Below are 20,194 nucleotides of genomic sequence, written 5' to 3' on the forward strand. Positions count from 1 at the left end.
ACCCGCTTGCGCATGGCGCGCATTGCGCCTAGCGTTGCGGCTCCGCAGCCATTTCGGGGGACGGAGGGTGTCGGAGCGCTTCCTGCCATGATCCGTGCACTCCTCGTCACGGGCCTGCTTGCCGTAACCCTGGTCCACGCCACGCCCGCTGCCCGCGCGTCGGGGGAGACGCCGCATCCGGTTGTCATCCTGCATCCCGGCGTCGCCACCACACCCGGATCCACCGAACTGCGGGCCATATTCAGCATGCGGCTGCGGCGCTGGCCCGATGGCAGCCCGGTGCGCGTCTTCACCCTGCCCGACAGCCACCCGACGCATCGGAAGTTTGCCGAAGGCAGCCTGCGCATCCTGCCCCATCTGCTGCGCCGCAGCTGGGACCGTCTGGTGTTCTCCGGCACCGGCGAAGCGCCCATCGAGGTGCGCGACGAGGCCGAGATGCTCCGACTGGTGGCCAGCACGCCCGGGGCAATTGGTTATCTGAGCGAACAGCCGCCAACGGAAGAGGTCCGGTCGATCCCGCTTGGGCCGGCAGTGAATGCAGGAGGAAATGTCCAGTGACCCGGTTGCCAACTCTCGTCCTGCTGTTCGCCCTTGGCATCCTGGCCCCCGTGTCGGCCCTGGCCTCCGAACCGCTCAGGATCAGCGGCTTTCTTTCCCAGGGCTACCTTCACACCAGCCAGAATCCTTTCTTCCGCAAAGAGGAGGGAGGCAGTTTCGACTGGCAAGAGGCAGGTATCACCGCTTCCAAGCAGTTCTCGCCTCTGATCCGCGGCGCCGCCCAGCTGACCTACCGCCGCGCTGGAGATCTGCCTGGTGACCGGGTCTTCCTCGACTTCGCACTGATCGAGATCGACCTGTTGCAGAGCGAGCACACCCAGGCCGACCTGCAGCTGGGCCGGGTCAAGGTGCCTCTCGGGCTCTTCAACGAAACGCGCGATGTGCCGCAGACGCGGCTTGGGGTGCTGCCGCCGGCGTCCGTCTACTACGAAGCACTTCGCGAGCTCTCGGCCTCGACCGACGGGGCCAGGATCGATCTCGTGCAGGACGTCGGCGTTGCGCGCGTCCAGCTTGCCCTCGTAGGCGGCCGGCGCAGCAATGACACCACCGAAGTGGAGTTCCTTGCGCTCGGCGGCAACGTCCCCGGCGAACTCCCCGACGTGTCAATGAAAGCAGCCCATCTGGCGCTGGTCACGGCTGAGGAAAGGCTTCGCCTGGTGGCCAGCCACGTTCGCGCTGATCTCGACTACGAGCCCTCGGGGCCATCTGATCCGTTCGCCGCTGGCTCCCTTCGCGGCAGCTTCAGCGTCCTGTCCGCCGAGTGGCAGGCGGCCCGCTGGTATGTCCTCGGTGAGTACTCGCGGCAGCGCGCGAGGTTTCGCGACTTTGGCCCCCTGCTTCCGGACCGCACCGGCGATGGCGAGGGCTACTACACGCAGTTTGGCTGGCGCACGAGCCCCGCGCTGGAGCTGTTCGGCCGCCGTGAGCACTACTACGCCAGCAGGAGCGATCGCAGTGGCACCGAGCAGTTCCTGCCCGTGTTCGGCGTTGCCCACCTCGGCTACAGCAAGTCCTGGGTAGCCGGTCTGCGCTACGACATCACGCCGGCCTGGACACTTCGCGCCTCCCATCACTGGATCGACGGCACGGGCATCCTGCCGAGATCGCAGATCAGCGACTTCCAGGCGCTTTCCCGGAAATGGGAGTTGTTCGCGGCCAGCGTCAGCTTCCGGTTCTGAGGCCCGGACCAAGGCGCAAGATGGCCACCCGGCAGCGGAAGTTCAGCCTGCATGACAAGGCCAGCCTGCTGACCGCGGGAGTGTTGATCGTGCTGGTCAGCGCGGGTATCGGCGCTTTCTGGCAGCAAACCGAGGCTCGCCACGAAGAGCAGGTTGGCCAGGACCAGGAACGTATTGCCCTGCGGCTTCAGCGCATGCTTGGCCTCCAGCGAGAGCAGGCGTTTCTCGCCTTGCGTGCGGTCGCCGGGAATCTCCAGCCGCTCGCATCACTTGAGTCGGGGGCGGCAGCGGCCACACTCGAGCAGGCCCTGCTCGCCAGTGGCCTTGATCTGGAGTTCGAGCGCGTCGTGGTGTTCACGGACCGGGGCCGGATGCTCGCGGAGTTCCGGGCAAGTACGGGGGAGACAGTTGCCGAACCCGAAACACAGCAGCTCGCTGACCTCGCTGCCGAGGTCATCGCGAGGCGAAGTCCCGCCGCCCGGATCGCATGCGCCTACCAATGCCAACTGATTGCGGCCGAACCGGTCCTCGACCCCGAGGGTCTACCGGTCGTCATTGCGGGAAGCCGCTCCCTGGCCGACTGGGTCGTTTCCTTCGCCGCACTCGACGACGCCGAACTGCTGATCTGGGAGCGAACCAGCCACGCTACGCCCCAGCTCGTGGCGAACTCCGGAACACCGTCATTGGCCGCCACCATCGGACCCCGGCTCGGGTCTCTGCCCTCGGGTTCCAGAGGCTGGACGACGATCGAAGACCTTGCCACCGGACGCCGCTTCGCCGTGTCCGCGGTGTCCGCAGGGACCGGCGGGCAAGCTGGACCGACAGCGCCCCTGCAGCTTGCCCTCGCCCAGGACATCGAGGACCGTCTGCGGTTGCTGCGCCGCCAGCAGCGGGGCGCGCTCGGGCTGGGCCTGCTGGCATTGATCGCAGCCGTCTGGGGCGTGCGTCGCCTCCTGGGGGGCATCGGCGCTCGCCTGCAGCGGGTTTCCGAAGCCATGCCACTGATTGCCGAGGGCGAGTTCGAGGCTGCGGCCAGGCGCATTCGCCCGGCAAGACGGCGCCTGCTTCGCGATGAATCGGACATCCTTGAGGACACCGCCTCGGCATTGATCCAGCGCCTGACCGAGCTGGGAGGACAAGTCGAGCAACGGGATCGCAAGCTGCGCGAACAGATCGACGAACTGCGCCGCCAGGGCGAGTTCGTCGATCGGCTGTTCGAGCACGCCCAACTGGCGATCATCGTGCACGACGGAGGCCAGCGCGTCGTCCGCAGCAATGCTGGCGGCCGAACCCTGCTGGAATCGCTGGAGTCAGGCAGTCCGCTGTCGGCCATTCTGCTTGAAGACCGGGATCAAGAGCCGGCCGAGGGTTCCATTTTCCTGCCAGTGATGGGCTCTCATGATGCACAGCCGGTGCTCACGGAGTGCCGACTCGGGGAGGGTGAGGCGCAGCGCAATCTGCGCTGGATCCATTGCGGAGTCCGAGGCCCGGATGACGAGCCCCTCGTGCTTTCGATCGGACTCGACCTCACGCGCGAACGCCGTGCTCTGGCCGAAGCCAGCTGGATGGCCGACCACGATGCGTTGACGGGCTGCTACAACCGCTACAGGATCGAACGCGAGATCGACGACCTGATCGCCGCGGGCAAGCCGTTCGCCATCCTGTACATCGACCTGGATGGCTTCGGTCTGATCAACAAGACCGATGGACACGAGGCCGGCAACGATGTCCTGTCCAGCACCGCCCACTCGCTGGAGTCACACGTCACCCGGCGCGATGCGGTGGCCCGGATCGGCGGCGACGAGTTCCTGGTGGTGCTCCGGGACGTGCGTGCATCGGTAGTGCAGTCGGTTGCAGAGCGCATCATCCGGGTGGTCTGCTCACCCGTGACCACCCGCGAGGGACGCACCCATTCGGTGTCGTGCTGTATTGGCATCGCTTTGTTCCCCAGCCAATGCCGCAGCCGCCTGGAGCTGTTCAACCACGCCGACGCGGCGCTGAAGGAGGCCAAGCGCGCGGGACAGGGCGAATGGGTGCTCCATGCGGATGCACAGCGCGCCGCGCAGCATTCGAAACAGATGAGCCAATGGAAGCAGCGCTTGCAGCATGCACTGGGCTCGGAAGGCCTGACCTTGAGTTTCCAGCCGATCCTGGACCTGGCCACCGGGTTGGTGTCGCACTTCGAGGCGCTGGTCCGCATGCGCCTCCCCGACGGCAGCATCGCGAGCCCCGCTGAATTCATCGGCGTCGCCGAAGAGACGGGTCTGATCCACCGCGTCGACCGGTGGGTTCTCAACGAGTCGATTCGCATGCTGCGCGAGATGGCCGAACGTCGTCCGGACATCGGGGTCGCCGTCAACGTCTCGGGCCCCACCCTCATGCGAAATGACTTCGTGTCCACGTTGACCGAGATCATCAAGCACTCCAGGCTCAGCCGGCCCCGGTTGATCATCGAGATCACCGAAACCGCCGCGCTCCGGGACATCAAGGCGGCGGGCGCGGCGATGTCGGAGCTCTGCCAGCTCGGCTGCGAGTTCGCGCTCGATGACTTCGGCATCGGCTATTCGTCGTTCGCCTACCTGCGGGAACTCCCTTTCAGCTACGTGAAGCTGGATGGTAGCTACGTCCGCCAGGCGCTCAAGGACCAACGCAACCAGGCGTTCATCCGCGCCATGGTCCTGCTCGCCAACGGCTACCAGCTGAAGACCGTCGCCGAGTTCGTCGAGTCGCAGGCGCTGCAGGATTTCCTCGCCGAGGCCGGCGTCCACTACGGCCAGGGCTTCCACATCGCCAAGCCAGGCCCCCTGCCCGACTGGGTGCTCGGCGAAGGAACCGGCTAGTCGGAATCGGCGACCGGGGGTACCTCGCGCAGCAGCAGCACGGTTGTCGTCGGCGCCGATTGCTCATAGGCGCGCCATTGTCCGCTGCCGTCCAGGGACAGCGCCCAGTGGCCCACGCAGTGCGTCTGCGGCGGCGCCGGCCTGGCGCCGAAGATTGATTTCACCCGTCCCCAGGCGCGCTTGGCAGCGTTGTCCTTGGCCTGCTCGGCCAGCATGCGGCACTCGCTGCTCCAGGCATGCAGGGGCAGGTTGGCGAGCTGGCCCACTCCCGCCTTCAGCTCGCTGCGACTGGGCAGTCGATAGGGCTGTCCCGTGCGCTGGGCCAGCCAGCGGGCGAACGCGCCTGCCTCGGCATGGCTGAGGCAGCCAGGCCGGCCGGGCTCGGGCGAGGCGCAGCCCTTGGCTCCGCTCGACTCCGAAAAGGCCTGAAACAGCGCGTCGTTGACCGGCGCCTGCATCAGCGCGTAGCCCGCCCGACCGGACTGCGGTCGCTCGAGCAGAACCAGCGGCGGGCCGCCGGGATCGCTGAAAGGCTCGCCCTCGACGGGCAGCGCGCGCACCTGGCTGGCCAGCTCCAGCAGCGGCTTGCTGACCATTGCCGAGGCATCCAGCAGGCGCAGCGCCAGCGCTGCCTCGCGGCGATCGAACTCGCGCAGGGCGCGCTCCAGCTGCGGCTGCAGGAGGGACTCGACGCGGCGGTTGTGCTCGACCACCCGCAGGTCGGCGTGGGCATCGAGCGCGCCGACCGCCAGCTGCCAGCGCTCCCAGAGCGGCGGCAACTGGTCCAGCCTCGAGGCAGCAAGCAGCGGATCCTGCTCGGCCTGCAGCGCGGACAGCAGGCGATCCTGGGCAGCCTCGATCAGCAGCGGGTCGAGACCCTGCTGCCGCGCGTCCAGCAGCGCATCCAGGGCGTTGGGCGCCCGCGGCGGCAGCAGCTGGCCTGCGGCGATCAGGCCGGTGATCTCATCGGCGTCGACCGGCGGCTCGCGGGTCAGCCAGACCAGCAGGCCGAGCACCACCGCGACGGCGATCGCAAGGGCAAGACCCAGCTTGCGCGGATCAGGCAGGTCGCGAGCCGGCTCCGGTCCGGCCTCGATGTCGTCGAGCGCGGCCTGCATCTCCTCGGCGCTGGCAAAGCGCCACGCCGGCTCGTAGGCCAGGGCGCGGTCGAAGAACCCCTGCCAGTGGACCAGGGCCGGTGGCAGCTTGGGCACCGGGTTCTCCATCTGGGCCATGGCGATGGCCAGCGCGTCCGGGCCATCGAAGGGCAGCTTGGCGGTCAGCAGCTCGAAAGCCAGCACGCCAAGACTGTAGAGGTCGGAGCGGGCATCCACATCGATGCCGCGCGCCTGCTCCGGACTCATGTAGCCGGCGCTGCCGATGGCCAGGCCCTCGCTGGTGATGCGCGACTTCGAGCGGGTCAGCGCGGCGCCGAAATCGGCCAGCAGCGGGCGGTCGTTGCGATCGAACAGGATGTTCTCGGGCTTGATGTCGCGATGGACGATACCGGCCGCATGCGCGTGGGCCAGCGCATCGAGAAGCTGGTGCAGCAGGCCGGCCACCCTCTCCTCGTCAACCGGTGCGCCCCAGCGGCGCAGGTCGCCGCCGGGCAGCAGGGGCATGACGTAGTACATGCCGCCTTCCGCGGTGCGGCCGAAGTCGTACAGCTCGACGATATGCGGGTGCTGCAGGCCAGCAAGGGCGCGGGCCTCGTTTTCCAGCCGCTGCAGTTGCATGAGGTCGGCCTCGTTACGCGGCCGCACCAGCTTCACCGCCACCTCGCGCTCGAGCACCGTCTGCACGGCGACGAAGACCTGGGCCATGCCGCCCCGGCCCAGCTCGCTGCGGATCTGCAGTCCGGGGATGTCTGGAAACTCGCTCAAGCGCCACCTGCGACATCGAGGGGGACGGCGGCCCTGTGCTGCGCGGGGCGACCGGGATGAACGCTACCATAGCGCCGGCGCTGCCCGGCGCCCCTCGCGCAACAATGGCTTGCAAGCTTTGCGGGGCGCCCGCTATACTCGCGCGCTTTCCTGCCCTCGATTCAAGCGGACGCCATCATGAAAGTTCTGTCCTCCCTGAAGTCGGCCAAGAGCCGCCACCGTGACTGCAAGGTCGTCCGTCGCCGCGGCAAGGTCTTCGTGATCTGCAAGAGCAACCCGCGCTTCAAGGCCCGCCAGCGCTGATCCTCGCGTTGGTTGCAGTCGCGACAGGGGCCGCCTAGAGCGGCCCTTTTCGCGTCTGGCGATCGCTCAACCCGCACGCGCCGGGCTCCGGGCACCCGGGCAGCGCACCGTCCTGAACTCCGTCTGCCAGCCGCCGCGCGGCTCGGCGGAGCTTGGCGTTACACTGTCGCCCTGCCGCATCCGACCCGATCCGCCGCGATCCAGTTCGCCAGGAGTTTGCCCATGAGCCGCCTGTTGCTTGCCGCCGGTGCCCTGCTGATGTTCTCCGCCGCCCCCGATCTGCGCGCCGACGTGCTGCTGATCGAGCGGGTCGAGGCCCGTCCCGACGTCCAGCTGCCGCGTCGCGGCGCGCTGATGAACCAGGTCGAGGCGCAGTTCGGAGCGCCCGAACGCAAGCATGCACCGGTGGGCGGCGATCGCCCGCAGCATCCGCCGATCACCCGCTGGGACTACCCGCAGTTCTCGGTCTATTTCGAGCACAACCACGTGGTCAATGCGGTGGTCCACCGCGCGCTGCCGACCGAGAAGGGCCCGAAGCCCGTCAGCCAGGAACCGTGAGCGCGGCCGAGCGGCGTTTCCCCGCCGAATGGGAGCCCCAGGACGCGGTCCTTATCGCCTGGCCGCATGATGGCACCGACTGGGCCGAGCGCCTTGCCGAGGTCGAGTCCAGCTACGTCGCGCTCGGCACCGCAGTCACCCGGTTCCAGCCTCTGGTCATCTGCTGCCGCGACGGCCAGCTGGTCGAGCGTGCGCGGGGGCTGCTGACCACGGCCGGGGCCGATCCGCAGCGCCTGCGCTTTGTCGAGATCGACTACGACGACACCTGGCTGCGCGACTCCGGCCCGATCAGCCTGCTCTCGAAAGACGGCCCCGTGCTGCTCGACTTCCGTTTTACCGGCTGGGGCGGCAAGTTCGAGGCCGGCCGCGACGACGCCCTGATTGCCGGCCTGATCGAGCGCGGCGTGTTCGCCTCCAGCTGCCGCCACGAGCCGGTCGATTTCATCCTCGAGGGCGGCGGCATCGAGACCGACGGCCGCGGCACCCTGCTGAGCACCTGGGCCTGCCTTGCCCAGCGTCATCCCGACAAGTCTCGCGACGAGGTCGCCGGCGTCCTGCTGCAGAGGCTGGTCCAGGACCGCGTGCTGATCCTCGACCACGGCTATCTCGAGGGCGACGACACCGACGCCCATATCGACACCCTGGCCCGCTTCGCCTCGCCCACGCGCATCGTCTACCAGGGCTGCGACGACCCGGCCGACAGCCACTTCGACCCGCTGGGCCGAATGGCCGAGGAACTGGCCTCGCTGCGCCAGGCCAATGGCCAGTCCTTCGAGCTGTTCGCCCTGCCCTGGGCGCAGCCGGTGATCGACGAGGGCCGCCGGCTGGCCGCCAGCTATGCCAACTTCCTGATCATCAATGGTGCGGTGCTGATGCCGGCCTACGGCGATCCCGCCGACGCGCGCGCCGCCGCCGTGCTGGCGCGCGCCTTCCCCGACCGCCAGATCGTGCCGGTGCCCTGCCGCCCGCTGATCTGGCAGAACGGCAGCCTGCACTGCGTCACCATGCAGCTGCCGCAAGGCGTGCTCGCCGCCTGAAGGAGACACCCATGAAGTGCAATACCCTTCGCGTCGCCCTGGTCCAGGACCGGGATCGCGGCTCCGTCGAGGACAACCTGCAGCGCATCGAGGCCGCGGTCGCCGAAGCTGCCGGCCAGGGCGCGAAGCTGGTCCTGCTGCAGGAGTTGCACAACGGCCCCTACTTCTGCCAGCACGAGAACGTCGACGAGTTCGATCGCGCCGAGCCGATCCCCGGCCCGAGCAGCGAGCGCCTGGGCCGGCTGGCGGCGAAGCACGGCGTGGTCATCGTCGGCTCGCTGTTCGAGCGCCGCGCCCCGGGCCTGTACCACAACACCGCCGTGGTGCTGGAAAAGGACGGCACTCTGGTCGGACGCTACCGCAAGATGCACATCCCGGACGATCCGGGCTTCCTGGAAAAGTTCTACTTCACCCCGGGCGACCTCGGCTTCGAGCCGGTGGACACCTCGGTCGGCCGCCTCGGCGTGCTGGTCTGCTGGGACCAGTGGTATCCGGAAGCCGCGCGCCTGATGGCCCTGGCCGGTGCCGAGATGCTGTTCTACCCGACCGCCATCGGCTGGGACCCGAACGATGACAGCGCCGAGCAGGAGCGCCAGCGCATGGCCTGGATCCTCAGCCAGCGCGGCCACGCCGTGGCCAACGGCCTGCCGGTGCTGAGCTGCAACCGCACCGGCTTCGAGCCCTCGCCCACCGACGGCAGCGGCATCCAGTTCTGGGGCAGCAGTTTCGTCGCCGGCCCGCAGGGCGAGATCCTCGGCGAGGCCGGGCGCGACGAGGCCGAGGTGCTGGTGGTCGACGTCGACCTCGGCCGCAGCGAATCGGTGCGGCGCATCTGGCCGTTCCTGCGCGATCGGCGCATCGATGCTTACGCCGACCTGCAGCGCCGCTATCGAGACTGAGCGCAGCAACCCGGCGTAGCGCCGCCTCGTCCCGGCGACGCGCCGGGAACCGCCGCGCACCTTACGGTGTCCACCCCGCCCCCACCCCGCAAGGATGCACCGATGATGGACAGCGCCCCGGCGCCCACCGGAATCGAATCCACGGTCGACCCGCTGGCCGGCCAGCCGATCCTGCGCGTCGAGCGCGACGGCTGCCGCTTCACCCTGCTCGGCACGGCGCACGTCTCACAGGCCAGCGTCGACGCGGTCCGCGCCCTGGCCGAGCGCGAGCGCTTCGACGCCGTGGCCGTGGAGCTCTGCGAGCCGCGCTTCCGCAGCCTGCGCGAGCCCAACCAGCTGGCCAAGCTCGACCTGTTCCGGGTGGTCAAGGAAGGCAAGGTGGGCCTGGTCGCCGCCAACCTCGCCCTGTCCGCCTACCAGCGACGCCTGGCCAAGCAGCTCGGCATCGAGCCCGGCGCCGAGATGCGCGCCGCCATCGAGGCCGCCGAATCCGAAGGCAAGGCGCTGTGGCGCATCGACCGCGATGTCGGCACCACCCTGCGCCGCACCTACACCGCGGTCGGCTGGTGGCAGCGGATCAAGCTGATGAGCGGCCTGCTGGCCAGCCTCCTGGTCGACGAGCAGGTCGATGCCGACGAGATCGAGAAGCTCAAGCAGGGCGACATGCTGGAGAGCACCTTCGCCGAGTTCGCCAGCCGCAGCGAGCGCCTCTACGGCGCCCTGATCGACGAGCGCGACCGTTACATGGCCGCGCGCCTGCGCGAGGCCGCTGCCCGCGAAGGCTCCAGCGAAGTGCTGGCCGTGGTCGGCGCCGGTCATCTGGCCGGGTTGTCCGGTTACCTGCGCGACAGCGATGAGCCCCCCGAGACCACGGTCTCGCGGCTCGATGCCCTGCCCCCACCTGGCCGCTGGGGCACCTGGATCGCGATCGCCATCGCTGCCCTGGTGATCGGCGGCTTCGCCTGGGGCTTTGCCCGCGGCGTCGACGTCGGCACCGAGCTGCTCCTGGTCTGGGTGCTGGCCACCGGCGGCCTGGGCGCCATCGGCTGTGCGCTGGCCGGCGGCCATCCGCTCAGCGTCATCGCCGCCTTCCTTTCCTCGCCGCTGACCCCGCTGCATCCCCTGCTCTCCTCGGGCACGGTCAGCGCCCTGGTCGAGGTCACCCTGCGCCGGCCCACGGTGGCCGACTTCGACCGCCTGAAGGACGATGTCGGCACGGTCGGCGGCTGGTGGCGCAACCGGGTCAGCCGGGTCCTGCTCAACTTCTTTCTCACCAGCACCGGCACGGCCATCGGCGTTTACATTGCCGGATGGCGTATGCTGCAGGCTTTGTTCGACTAGACCGGGCCTGGGGAAAGGCGCCGGCGCGATCCGGCCGGCCCCTGCGCCGACCGCGTGTCGAGGGGGAGCGGCTTGGCGTGAAGACGGTTCTGCTTGCTGAAGCATCGAGCACCCGACGGCGTGCGCTGTCGGCCCTGCTCACCCAGCGTGGTTTCGGGGTCACCGCGCTCGGCAACCTGGATGATGCCTACGCGGTACTGATGCGCGCTGCCGGCAGCACCGCGCGCTTCGACGCTGTGGTGATCGGCTGGCCCGAGTACTCCGAGGGCCTTGCCGAAGATGTCTTCGGCCTGCTTCACGGCGCGCTGTTCGAACACCTTCCGGTGCTGGTGCTGAGCGACACCACCAGCTCGGCGGCGATCAACTGGCGGATGACCCGCCCGCGCACCGCCCTCCTGCCCTGGGCCGACTTCCAGGAAGCCGCCGCGGCACTCAGCCATCTTCTCGAGCCGATCGTGGTCGAGGATCGCCCGCAGGCCAGCGACGGCCCGCCGCTGCGCATCCTGCTGGTCGATGACTCGGCCACCGTGCGCGCGGCCTTCTCGCGCCTGCTCTCGCGCGACGGCTACATGGTCGAGACCGCCTCCAGCGTCGCCGAAGGCCTGTCCAAGCTGCGTACCCAGCCGGTCGACATCGCCGTGGTCGACTACTTCATGCCCGGCCGCAACGGCACCGAACTCATCCAGGAGCTGCGCGCCAACCCGGCCACCGCCAAGGTGGTGCCGGCGATCATCACCGGCGCCTATTCCGACGACGTGATCCGCGAGTCGCTGGCCAGCGGCGCCGTCGAGTGCCTGTTCAAGAGCGAGGCCAAGGAGCTCTTCGTCGCCCGCATCCACTCGCTGGCGCGCACCGTGCGCGACCGCAAGACGGTCGAATCCGAACGCCGCCGGCTGGAGGGCATCCTGTCCTCGGTGGGCGACGGCGTCTACGTGGTCGATCCGGTCGGGACCATCCAGCTGATCAATCCCGCCGCCTGCGAGCTGCTCGGCTACGAGGGCAGCGCCGAACTCATCGGCCGCAACGCCTTCGAGGTCATCCACTACGCGCACGAGGACGGCTCGCTGCTGGCCCGCGGCCAGTGCCCCCTGCTGCAGAGCTACGCCCGCGGCTCCGAGCTGTCCGGCTGGCAGACCGCCTTCTGGAATGCGCTGGGCAAGCCGATCCCGGTCGACTGCACGGTGTTCCCGATGCGCGTCGACGGCGAGCGCAGCGGCTCGGTGGTCGCCTTCCGCGACGTCTCCGCGCGGCGCCGGCTGGAAGAGGACCTGCGCTGGGCGGCCGAGCACGACGCCCTGACCAAGCTGCACAACCGCGCATGGTTCGAGCGCCAGCTGGAAGAGGAGATCAGCCGCCTGCGCCGCAGCGGGCAGACTTCCCTGCTGCTGTTCCTCGACATCGACCGCTTCAAGTACATCAACGACACCGCCGGCCACGGCGCCGGCGACCAGCTGCTGATCGAGGTCAGCCAGCGCCTGAAGTCGCGCCTGCGCGCCACCGACCACCTGGCCCGCATGGGCGGCGACGAGTTCGCCCTGATCCTGCGCAACGTCGCCCTGGGCGACCTGCAGGGCCTGGCCGACGGCTTCCGCCGCGCGCTCACCGCCGCGCCCTTCAGCTATGGCGGCAAGTCCTACCGCATCACCACCTCGATCGGCGCCTCGGCGATGGACGCGCGCACGCTCTCGCCCTCCGAGGCCATGGCCCAGGCCGACGTCGCCTGCCACCAGGCCAAGAACGGCGGACGCAACCTGACCCAGCTCTACCAGCCCGACTCCAACGAGCGCGCCGCCATGGACCGCGACCTCGGCTGGTCGGTGCGCCTGGAAGAGGCCCTGCGCCACGACCGCTTCGTGCTGGCCTTCCAGCCGATCGTCCCGCTCGACGGCATCCTCGACGACGACCTCGACCCGGGCGGCCCCGAGCTGTGGCGCCGACAGCTGGCACGCAACCCGAACAGCCCGGCGCTGTTCGAGGTGCTGATCCGCATGCGCGACTCGCAGGGCGAGCTGGTCATGCCGGGCGCCTTCATGCCGACCGCCGAGCGCTTCGGCCTGATGCGCGAGATCGACCGCTGGGTCATCGACCACTCGCTGCAGGCCCTGCGCGACCTGCGCGACTCCGAACGCCCGGTCTCCCTGACCATCAACCTGCACACCCAGTCGCTTGCCGATTCGGGGCTCGCCGGCTTCGTTACCGCGCGGGTGGTCGAGTACGACATCGACGCCACCCAGCTGATCTTCGAAATCACCGAGTCGCACGCCATCGAGGACGTCACCGGCGCCCAGCGCGTCCTGCACGACCTGCGTGCGCTCGGCGCGCGCATCGCGGTGGACGACTTCGGCACCGGCTTCTCGACCTTTGCCTACCTGAAGAACCTCGAGGCCGACATCCTCAAGATCGACGGCTCGCTGATCCAGGGCCTGCCCGACGATCCGCTCGACCGCACCGTGGTCGCCGCCCTGTCGAGCATCGCCGAGGCCGCCAACAAGCTGACCATCGCCGAGTGCGTCGAAGACCCGGCCGCCCTGCACACCCTGCTCGAATGCGGGGTCAACCTCGCCCAGGGCAATGCCGTCGGCCTGCCCCGCCTGCAGCTGCGCGCCGCCGCCCTGCGCGCGCTGGACGGCAAGCTGCTGGAGGACGTGCCGGTGCTCATCGAGGCCCCGCTCAAGGCCGCCGCCCAGCGCTGAGCGCCGCGCCGGCAGCGGCAAGGCGGGCCCCCACCACCCATCGTTCAATCGGGACGCCGCGCCGCCGCGCGCGGTAAGCTCGCGGCCTTGTCCGCAGCACACCGCCATGGCCGCCGAAGCAAGCTTTCTCTGGTACGACCTCGAGACCTGGGGCATCGACCCGCGCGGCGACCGCATCGCCCAGTTCGCCGGCGTGCGCACCGACGCCGCGCTTGAGCTGATCGAAGAGCCGGTCACCCTGTGGTTCAAGCCACCCCGCGACGCCCTGCCCTCGCCCGAAGCGGTCGCCGTCACCGGCCTTGATCCGCTCAAGCTCGACGCAACGGGACTGGTCGAGGCCGAGGCCATCGCCCAGGTCCAGGCCCTGATGGCCACCCCCGGCACCTGCAGCGTCGGCTGGAACAGCCTGCGCTTCGACGACGAGTTCATCCGCCACGGCCTGTACCGAAACTTCTTCGACCCTTACCAGCGCGAATGGGCCGGCGGCAACAGCCGTTGGGACCTGCTCGACTTCGCCCGGCTCTGCCACGCCCTGCGCCCCGAGGGCATCGAATGGCCGCTGCGCGAGGACGGCGCGCCCAGCTTCCGCCTTGAACACCTGGCTGCCGCGAACGGCATCAGCCACAGCCACGCCCACGACGCCATGAGCGACGTCGAGGCCACCCTCGGACTTGCCCGCCTGTTCCGTGCCAGACAGCCACGGCTCTGGGACTATCACCTCAGGTTCCGTAACAAGCGCGAGGTCGCCCCCCTGCTGCGCCCCGGCGGCGAGCTGCTGCTGCACGTCTCCTCGCGCTTCCCCGCCCAGCGCCACTGCGCCGGCATCATCCTGCCGCTGATGCCCCACCCGTCTGCCGGCAACCAGATGCTGGTCGCCGAGCTGAGCGGCCCGGTCGAGGACTGGATCGACCTGCCCGCCGACGAGCTGGCCCGCCGTCTGTTCAGCCCCGGCGAGGAGCTCGAAGCCGAAGGCCTGACCCGTCCGCCGATCAAGGGCGTGCACCTCAACCGCTGCCCCGCCCTGATCCAGCGCCAGCACGTCCGCCCCGAGGAATGGCAGCGCCTAGGCCTCGACCCCGCCGCCGCCGAGCAGCGCGCCCTCGCCCTCCGCGACGCCGGCAGCGCTCTCACCGACCGACTGGCACTCGCCTTCGACCGCCAGCACCCACCTGCCCAGGACGTCGACGTCGCCCTCTACGACCTCCTCCCCAGCCGCGAGGACGCCCCCCTACGCCAGCGCATCCAGCGCGCCGCCCCCAAGGACCTCGCCGACTTCACCGGCCGCTTCCGCGATCCCCGCGGCGATGAGCTCCTGTTCCGCTACCGCGCCCGAAATTGGCCGGAGACGCTAGACCCCGAAGAGCGCCGGCGCTGGCAGAACCACCTCCAGCAGCGCCTGAACCCCGAAGCCCTCGCCCGATTCGACGCCAGCCTCGCAGCCCAGGGCGAGCAGCTGAGCGAGGACCTAAGCGATTCGCTTCGGCAGTGGCGGGAACGCTTGATGAAAGAGGCAGGCGCTGAACCACTGCCAGAACCACCCACCCATTCGCTCCCTTAGGCGCCCAGGAACGCCTTCGCCCTACCCTGCGGCCTAACCCTCCTAGATGCCGGGATAGGCTGCGGTACTAGGCCGCAAGGACCAGCCCAACTCCATGATTCATGGCAGAATTCCCCATCCCTCCCCAAACTAGGCCTACATGCTACGCTGCAATTACCGCTGCACCCTGCAGCCGAATAGTAGTTGGGCCGCAAGGGAGTCGGGTTCCATCCAGGCCCCGCGCGGTCATGTTGTCCACGCTCCGGGCCACCGTGGCGTCGGGCGCTCGGGGTCGGCTTTCGCTGTTTCCCAGGTCGTTTCGCAGGCGGGCACCGCTTTCGCAGGTCAGGGTTGCTGAGTCGTGCAGCAAGTCGCCATCCCGGTGCCTGGTTCCGCTAGCATCTGGTCAGCGGCTCGACAGATTTCAGGTGGCGGGCGACAGGGGCTGGCTTTCCGTCCCAAGGCGCCTCGCTCCGGCACCCTCCCTTGCTGCCCAACTATGCGTTCAAGCGGACCGCCGGGAGGTGCCTCGATGTTTACTGATACGCTTTCGGCCGGCGGCCGCTTAACGCGGCGTTGGGCGGTCGTGGGAAAGGATGATGGAACCTGACGAGTTCGCAAAAGCCGTAGCAGCGTCGCAGAACAATGAGACTTGGCTACTGTTTCCTGTGCCGGTGCCGGAAGAAGCGATTTCTAAAGCTGAAGCCCTGCTAGGCGTACAGCTCCCTGCCGACTATAAGCACATCCTGCACGACTACGGTGCTGGCGACTTCCACTATGTTGAGCTTCTCACTCCTGCCGTAGGTTCCGGTGGTGGCCTGGTCGGTGAGAATGAGGAGCTGCGGGCTAGAGGCGTCGAAGGTTTTGTGGCGGTTTCACCAAATGGGTGCGGCGACTACTATGGGTTCAGGTCAATCGGTGGAAGGTGTACGCCCGAGGTCTACTTCTGGGATCACGAAGTAGAATCGATCTCGGACGATCCGGTTGCGGGGTCGATTCTGGATTTCTTGCGCGACAACGCGCTTGTATCGTCCACAGATATGCGTCTGGTTGCTACCGGGCGAGAGCATCTGGTCATAAAGTGGTGGTGGTGGTGAGCGTTCCGCTGTCGGCACGCCGCCCAACTGGGCGTTCAAGCGGACCGCCGGGAGATGCTTCGATTTTCTCTGACCCGCTTTCGGCCGGCGGCCGCTTAACGCGGCGTTAGGCATCGATCTTGAGCGATCCGGTTCACGTGCTGCGAGCCAATCTTCCTGGCTCTGAAAGCTGGCCAAGTTCCTTCTGGGGAAGGCTCGTCGAAGAAGGGCTCTGGTGCGAATCAGCATTCTGGGAGCTTCACGACGCGTTGGTCGCAATAGCTTTGAGGAACAAAGGGTCCGAAGCAGTCAATCGTCCAATAGCTGAGGCCGTCTCAAGAGTTCAAGCCCGGGTTCTTGGCTGCCTCGCGTCTCACTACGATTCGAGTGATGTCTTCACAATCTCCAATCTCGATGACGACAGGCTTCGCCAATTCGTTGAGCGTTTCGAGCATGCTACGTTGGGTGTGTTCTCTGGCGAGGTTTTGCCCGAGGAGTCATATGATCTGAGGAGTCCACGTCGTGTCGATGCCTAACTGTGCGTTAGAGCGGACCTGCGGGGAGACACTTCGAATGAACCAATTGCTGTCGGCCGCAGGCCGCTCAACGCGGCGTTGGGCCGCGAGGGAGTCGGGTTCCTTGCAGTGCTCGGGCGATCATGTAGCCCTCGCTCCGAATCACCGTGGCGTCGGGCGCTTGGGGTCGGCTTTCGCTGTTTTCCGGGCCGTTTCGCAGGCGGGGACCGCTTTCGCAGGTCAGGGGTGCTGAGTCATGCAGCAGCTCGCCGTTCCGGTGCCTGGTTCCGCTAGCATCTGGTCAGCGGCTCGGCAGGTTGCTGCGCACAGGCGACAGGGGCAGGCTTTCCGTCCCGAGGCGCCTTGCTCCGGCACCCTCCCTTGCTGCCCAACTATGCGTTCAAGCGGACCGCCGGGAGGTGCTTCGATGTTTACTGATACGCTTTCGGCCGGCGGCCGCTTAACGCGGCGTTGGGCGGCGTGAGAATGACTGCGGCAGGCGACAAAGCAGCGCGACGCGACTATGAGGCCGCGCTAGCTGTTACTCGGTCAATTCTGGCCTCATGGGACCCATTGGCATTACTTGCCGGTGGCGCCCCGGGCGACGAGTTTTATTCCGAAGCGTCGCTCCTGGTGCCCAAGCTCCTAAGGTGCTCGAACGCCGAAGAGTCGACGAAGGCAGTCTCTGAGGTATTCTCCAAAGCGTTTGAAGGCTGCCACTTTGCGCTGTCAGATTGTGAGGCAATTGGCGAGAGACTGTATGCTGCTCTTCATAAGAGTTAGCGCCTTCCGTGAAGTGCCGCGCCGCCGCCCAACTATGCATTAGAGCGGACCGATGGGACAGGCTTCGATGTTTCCTGATACTTTTCCGGCCATCGGCCGCTCAATGCGGCGTTGGACATCACTATGAGCGATATGGCGACTTGGGGTACAAAGGACTGGCTAGAGGCGGCGACTTACGCACTCGCCATAGTTGGAGCTCTGTTGGGCTCCATCTTTTGGCTGTCAAACGTGCGCTCTGAATCGATCGCGAATACGCGCCAACACATTCACCGGACGTGGACGAACGAGGGGGATGTCACTTCTCAGGAGGTTCGGTTTATCGACCTGTCTCTGGCTGAGTCCGACGGCGACCTAGTTGGCACTCTGAGCAGTCCTTCAATCGGAGAGCCGCTCGAAGTCCACGTCGACATTGGTTGGCGCTCGTCCCTGCTTACGCTTAGTGAGCTCAGGGGTCGCAACCTTGTCACGGTAGCTGAAGTAAAGGTTTCCCTTACCGGAAACGACAATCGACTAGAGTGGAAAATCATCAGCCGAAATCCTCCTCCGTTCTTGCCCGACCGCGCGACCCTGTGGCCCGTGCCATCGAGGTCCGGCGAGTGATGTCCAACTATGCGTTCAAGCGGACCGCTGGGAGAGACTTCCTTGTTTCCCGATGATTATTCGGCCAGCGGCCGCTTAACGCGGCGTTAGACCTATGAATCTGGCACTCAATCAGCTTGTGAGGTCTGCTTCACACGCCCCACTGGTCGATTCCGCCGCGCAAGCAGCCGCCTTCGAAGAACACCAGGTTCGGACCGTCATGCAAGATTTCGAGCTTGATCGGGAGGGGTTTTGCGATCTGTTCGCGCAAACTACAGCCGAGCTATTCCTTTCTGGCACGCTTTCCTTCGATGAGGCTGACAATGCGATCAATGCGCTCAGCTGGTACGCCTCTATGGGTTCATGGCACATGGAGCTGCTGCCTGAGTTCTCTTGGCTGGTGTATCAGGCATTTGATGCAGGAGAGCACGACCATGGAGGGCGCGTTACAAATGCGATTGAGCAACTCACTAAGCCCCGCCTCATAGCCCTGCTTGAGCGCTCTCTTGCATAGGTCTAACTCGGCGTTCAAGCGGACCGCCGGGAGGTGCTTCGATGTTGATTGATACGATATCGGCCGGCGGCCGCTTAACGCGGCGTTAGGCAGCAAGGAATGGACTCTCAGCTGACCACTTTTGAGAAAGCAATTCTGGGCCGCATTGCGGAAGACCATCCTGCCTTAGATCCGATTGCCGATCTCCGGGTGGACCGCCGCGAGCTATCCGGTGCAGGCTCCTTTACATACTTCCAGCCACACCGGTCGGTTGCGCTGGAGGACGGCTACTACAGCCTTAGCGGTCTCATCCAGGTGCCTGGTGTTGAGTTTGGCATGGGGGCCTCAATCGCTATGAGCTCTGGTCAGGTAGAAATGTTGGAGATCTACACTTTCGGTAGCGCTTTGTGGGCAGGTGACTTCGCCGGTTTTGTCATCGATGGTGCCGCCTAACTGTGCATTCGAGCGGACCGATGGGGCTGGCCCTCGAGTTTCCTGAGATGATGTCGGCCATCGGCCGCTCAATGCGGCGTTAGCCTACACATGAAACCACGCGACGTGCTGCCCAAGCTTCGTGAGCTTCTGCTCAGTCAATCTCCCAAGCCTCAATGGCAACCGCTTCAGTCGTTTCGATGCGCAGTGGAGCTATACGAAAAGAGCACAGTCGAGTCTTGTATGGGTCCTGAGCAGGACATGCTGCTTTTTCAGTGGGGCACCTACGATTGGGGCGAAGGCGAGCATTTCGAGGCAGATCTCACCCGCCAGTTCATCGTGCCTGGAAAAGGCGATGACCCTGCCCTCTATCAACTCTCTCTTACTTTTCGATATCAACCTTCAGATCAGTTGCGTGCTGTTGAGTCTGGAGAGTTCTGGTGTGCGTCACGCGAGGAAGCGGCGCCTTTTCTTGCGATGGTGTGTGCCTCGCCTGCTCTTGCAGTAGCACAGCCATTGAAGCCAGCTTCCGTAAGCCTGGGGTTTGAACGGGTGTAGGCTAACTACGTATTTCAGCTGACCACGGGGAGATGCCACAATGTTTTCTGACGAACTGTCGCGCCGCGGCAGCTGAATACGGCGTTAGGCAGCAAGGAATGGACTCTCAGCTGACCACTTTTGAGAAAGCAATTCTGGGCCGCATTGCGGAAGACCATCCTGCCTTAGATCCGATTGCCGATCTCCGGGTGGACCGCCGCGAGCTATCCGGTGCAGGCTCCTTTACATACTTCCAGCCACACCGGTCGGTTGCGCTGGAGGACGGCTACTACAGCCTTAGCGGTCTCATCCAGGTGCCTGGTGTTGAGTTTGGCATGGGGGCCTCAATCGCTATGAGCTCTGGTCAGGTAGAAATGTTGGAGATCTACACTTTCGGTAGCGCTTTGTGGGCAGGTGACTTCGCCGGTTTTGTCATCGATGGTGCCGCCTAACTGTGCATTCGAGCGGACCGATGGGGCTGGCCCTCGAGTTTCCTGAGATGATGTCGGCCATCGGCCGCTCAATGCGGCGTTGGGCCGCAAGGGAGTCGGGTTCCATCCAGGCTCCGCGAGATCATGTCATCCACGCTCCGGGCCACCGTGGCGTCGGGCGCCTGGGGGCCGTTTTCGCTGGTTCCCGAGCGGTTTCGCAGGCGGGCACCCCTTTCGCACGCCAGGGGTGCTGAGTCGTGCAGCAAGTCGCCATCCCGGAGCCTGGTTCCGCTAGCACCGGGTCAGCGGCTCGGAGGATTTCAGGTGGCGGGCGACAGGGGCAGGCTTTCCGTCCCGAGGCGCCTCGCTCCGGCACCCTCCCTTGCTGCCCAACTATGCGTGTATGGATTCCCCCGTCAACTAGCCCCAAGCGCTCGTAGTTCAATAGCAGACCGGATCGGCTGCAATCGTGTATTCGGCCTTTGGGTGGATCGTCTTGATCCTGGCCATCATGGAGTACG

16 protein-coding genes are annotated in these 20,194 nt (G+C 66.6%); 15 read left to right on the forward strand and 1 reads right to left on the reverse strand.

The features are described from left to right. Positions 1 to 87: 87 nt before the first annotated feature. Genes M0G41_RS05690 through M0G41_RS05700 form a run of 3 tightly spaced genes read left to right on the forward strand, consistent with a single transcriptional unit; the run spans position 88 to position 4,576 of the window. A complete protein-coding gene (locus M0G41_RS05690) occupies positions 88 to 558 on the forward strand; it encodes a type 2 periplasmic-binding domain-containing protein (protein ID WP_248206304.1) in 471 nt (156 codons plus the stop codon). Continuing rightward, positions 555 to 1,736, forward strand: coding sequence for a hypothetical protein (locus M0G41_RS05695; RefSeq protein WP_248206306.1), 1,182 nt, complete (start codon positions 555 to 557; stop codon positions 1,734 to 1,736). The genes M0G41_RS05690 and M0G41_RS05695 overlap by 4 nt, the downstream gene beginning before the upstream one ends. A 20-nt stretch (positions 1,737 to 1,756) precedes the next feature. Beyond that, positions 1,757 to 4,576, forward strand: a complete 2,820-nt coding sequence (locus M0G41_RS05700) for a putative bifunctional diguanylate cyclase/phosphodiesterase (protein ID WP_248206308.1) — start codon at positions 1,757 to 1,759, stop codon at positions 4,574 to 4,576. Here the strand turns inward: M0G41_RS05700 and M0G41_RS05705 are convergent. Then, positions 4,573 to 6,459, reverse strand: a complete 1,887-nt coding sequence (locus M0G41_RS05705; protein ID WP_248206310.1) for a bifunctional serine/threonine-protein kinase/formylglycine-generating enzyme family protein — start codon at positions 6,457 to 6,459, stop codon at positions 4,573 to 4,575. The two genes, M0G41_RS05700 and M0G41_RS05705, sit on opposite strands and share 4 nt — an antisense overlap. A 177-nt stretch (positions 6,460 to 6,636) precedes the next feature. Between M0G41_RS05705 and ykgO the strand changes: the two genes are divergently transcribed. The 12 genes from ykgO to M0G41_RS05765 all read left to right on the forward strand — a co-directional run bounded on the left by ykgO (position 6,637) and on the right by M0G41_RS05765 (position 19,694). Beyond that, positions 6,637 to 6,762 carry a type B 50S ribosomal protein L36 gene (ykgO, locus tag M0G41_RS05710; RefSeq protein ID WP_029213509.1) on the forward strand — a complete coding sequence of 42 codons (126 nt, stop codon included), beginning with the start codon at positions 6,637 to 6,639 and terminating at the stop codon, positions 6,760 to 6,762. Positions 6,763 to 6,984: 222 nt separating this feature from the next. After that, entirely contained in the window at positions 6,985 to 7,320 is a 336-nt protein-coding gene (locus M0G41_RS05715; protein ID WP_248206312.1) for a hypothetical protein, read from the forward strand. Beyond that, positions 7,317 to 8,357 carry an agmatine deiminase family protein gene (locus M0G41_RS05720; RefSeq protein WP_248206316.1) on the forward strand — a complete coding sequence of 347 codons (1,041 nt, stop codon included), beginning with the start codon at positions 7,317 to 7,319 and terminating at the stop codon, positions 8,355 to 8,357. Before M0G41_RS05715 ends, M0G41_RS05720 begins: the two co-directional genes overlap by 4 nt. Before the next feature lie 11 nt (positions 8,358 to 8,368). Then, positions 8,369 to 9,256 (forward strand): carbon-nitrogen hydrolase, encoded by an 888-nt coding sequence (locus M0G41_RS05725; RefSeq protein WP_248206318.1) that lies wholly within the window; start codon positions 8,369 to 8,371, stop codon positions 9,254 to 9,256. 102 nt (positions 9,257 to 9,358) lie between these two features. After that, positions 9,359 to 10,597: a TraB/GumN family protein gene (locus M0G41_RS05730; protein ID WP_248206321.1), complete on the forward strand. Its 1,239-nt coding sequence runs from the start codon at positions 9,359 to 9,361 to the stop codon at positions 10,595 to 10,597. Between the two features lie 77 nt (positions 10,598 to 10,674). Further along, on the forward strand, positions 10,675 to 13,290 hold the full coding sequence (locus tag M0G41_RS05735; protein ID WP_248206322.1) for a GGDEF/EAL domain-containing response regulator: 2,616 nt from the start codon (positions 10,675 to 10,677) through the stop codon (positions 13,288 to 13,290). Positions 13,291 to 13,396: 106 nt separating this feature from the next. After that, positions 13,397 to 14,848: an exodeoxyribonuclease I gene (sbcB, locus tag M0G41_RS05740; RefSeq protein ID WP_248206324.1), complete on the forward strand. Its 1,452-nt coding sequence runs from the start codon at positions 13,397 to 13,399 to the stop codon at positions 14,846 to 14,848. Positions 14,849 to 15,426: 578 nt separating this feature from the next. Next, positions 15,427 to 15,924, forward strand: a complete 498-nt coding sequence (locus M0G41_RS05745; RefSeq protein WP_248206327.1) for an SMI1/KNR4 family protein — start codon at positions 15,427 to 15,429, stop codon at positions 15,922 to 15,924. Positions 15,925 to 17,895: 1,971 nt separating this feature from the next. Next, positions 17,896 to 18,294 (forward strand): hypothetical protein, encoded by a 399-nt coding sequence (locus tag M0G41_RS05750; protein WP_248206329.1) that lies wholly within the window; start codon positions 17,896 to 17,898, stop codon positions 18,292 to 18,294. Positions 18,295 to 18,393: 99 nt separating this feature from the next. After that, complete coding sequence (locus M0G41_RS05755) at positions 18,394 to 18,726, forward strand: hypothetical protein (protein WP_248206331.1); 333 nt, start codon at positions 18,394 to 18,396, stop codon at positions 18,724 to 18,726. 90 nt (positions 18,727 to 18,816) lie between these two features. Further along, positions 18,817 to 19,263: a hypothetical protein gene (locus M0G41_RS05760; RefSeq protein WP_248206332.1), complete on the forward strand. Its 447-nt coding sequence runs from the start codon at positions 18,817 to 18,819 to the stop codon at positions 19,261 to 19,263. A gap of 98 nt (positions 19,264 to 19,361) precedes the next feature. Next, positions 19,362 to 19,694, forward strand: a complete 333-nt coding sequence (locus M0G41_RS05765; protein ID WP_248206331.1) for a hypothetical protein — start codon at positions 19,362 to 19,364, stop codon at positions 19,692 to 19,694. The last annotated feature ends 500 nt before the right edge of the window (positions 19,695 to 20,194 follow it).

The organism is Pseudomarimonas salicorniae, from assembly GCF_023156535.1.
Taxonomy (GTDB): Bacteria; Pseudomonadota; Gammaproteobacteria; order Xanthomonadales; family Xanthomonadaceae; genus Pseudomarimonas; species Pseudomarimonas salicorniae.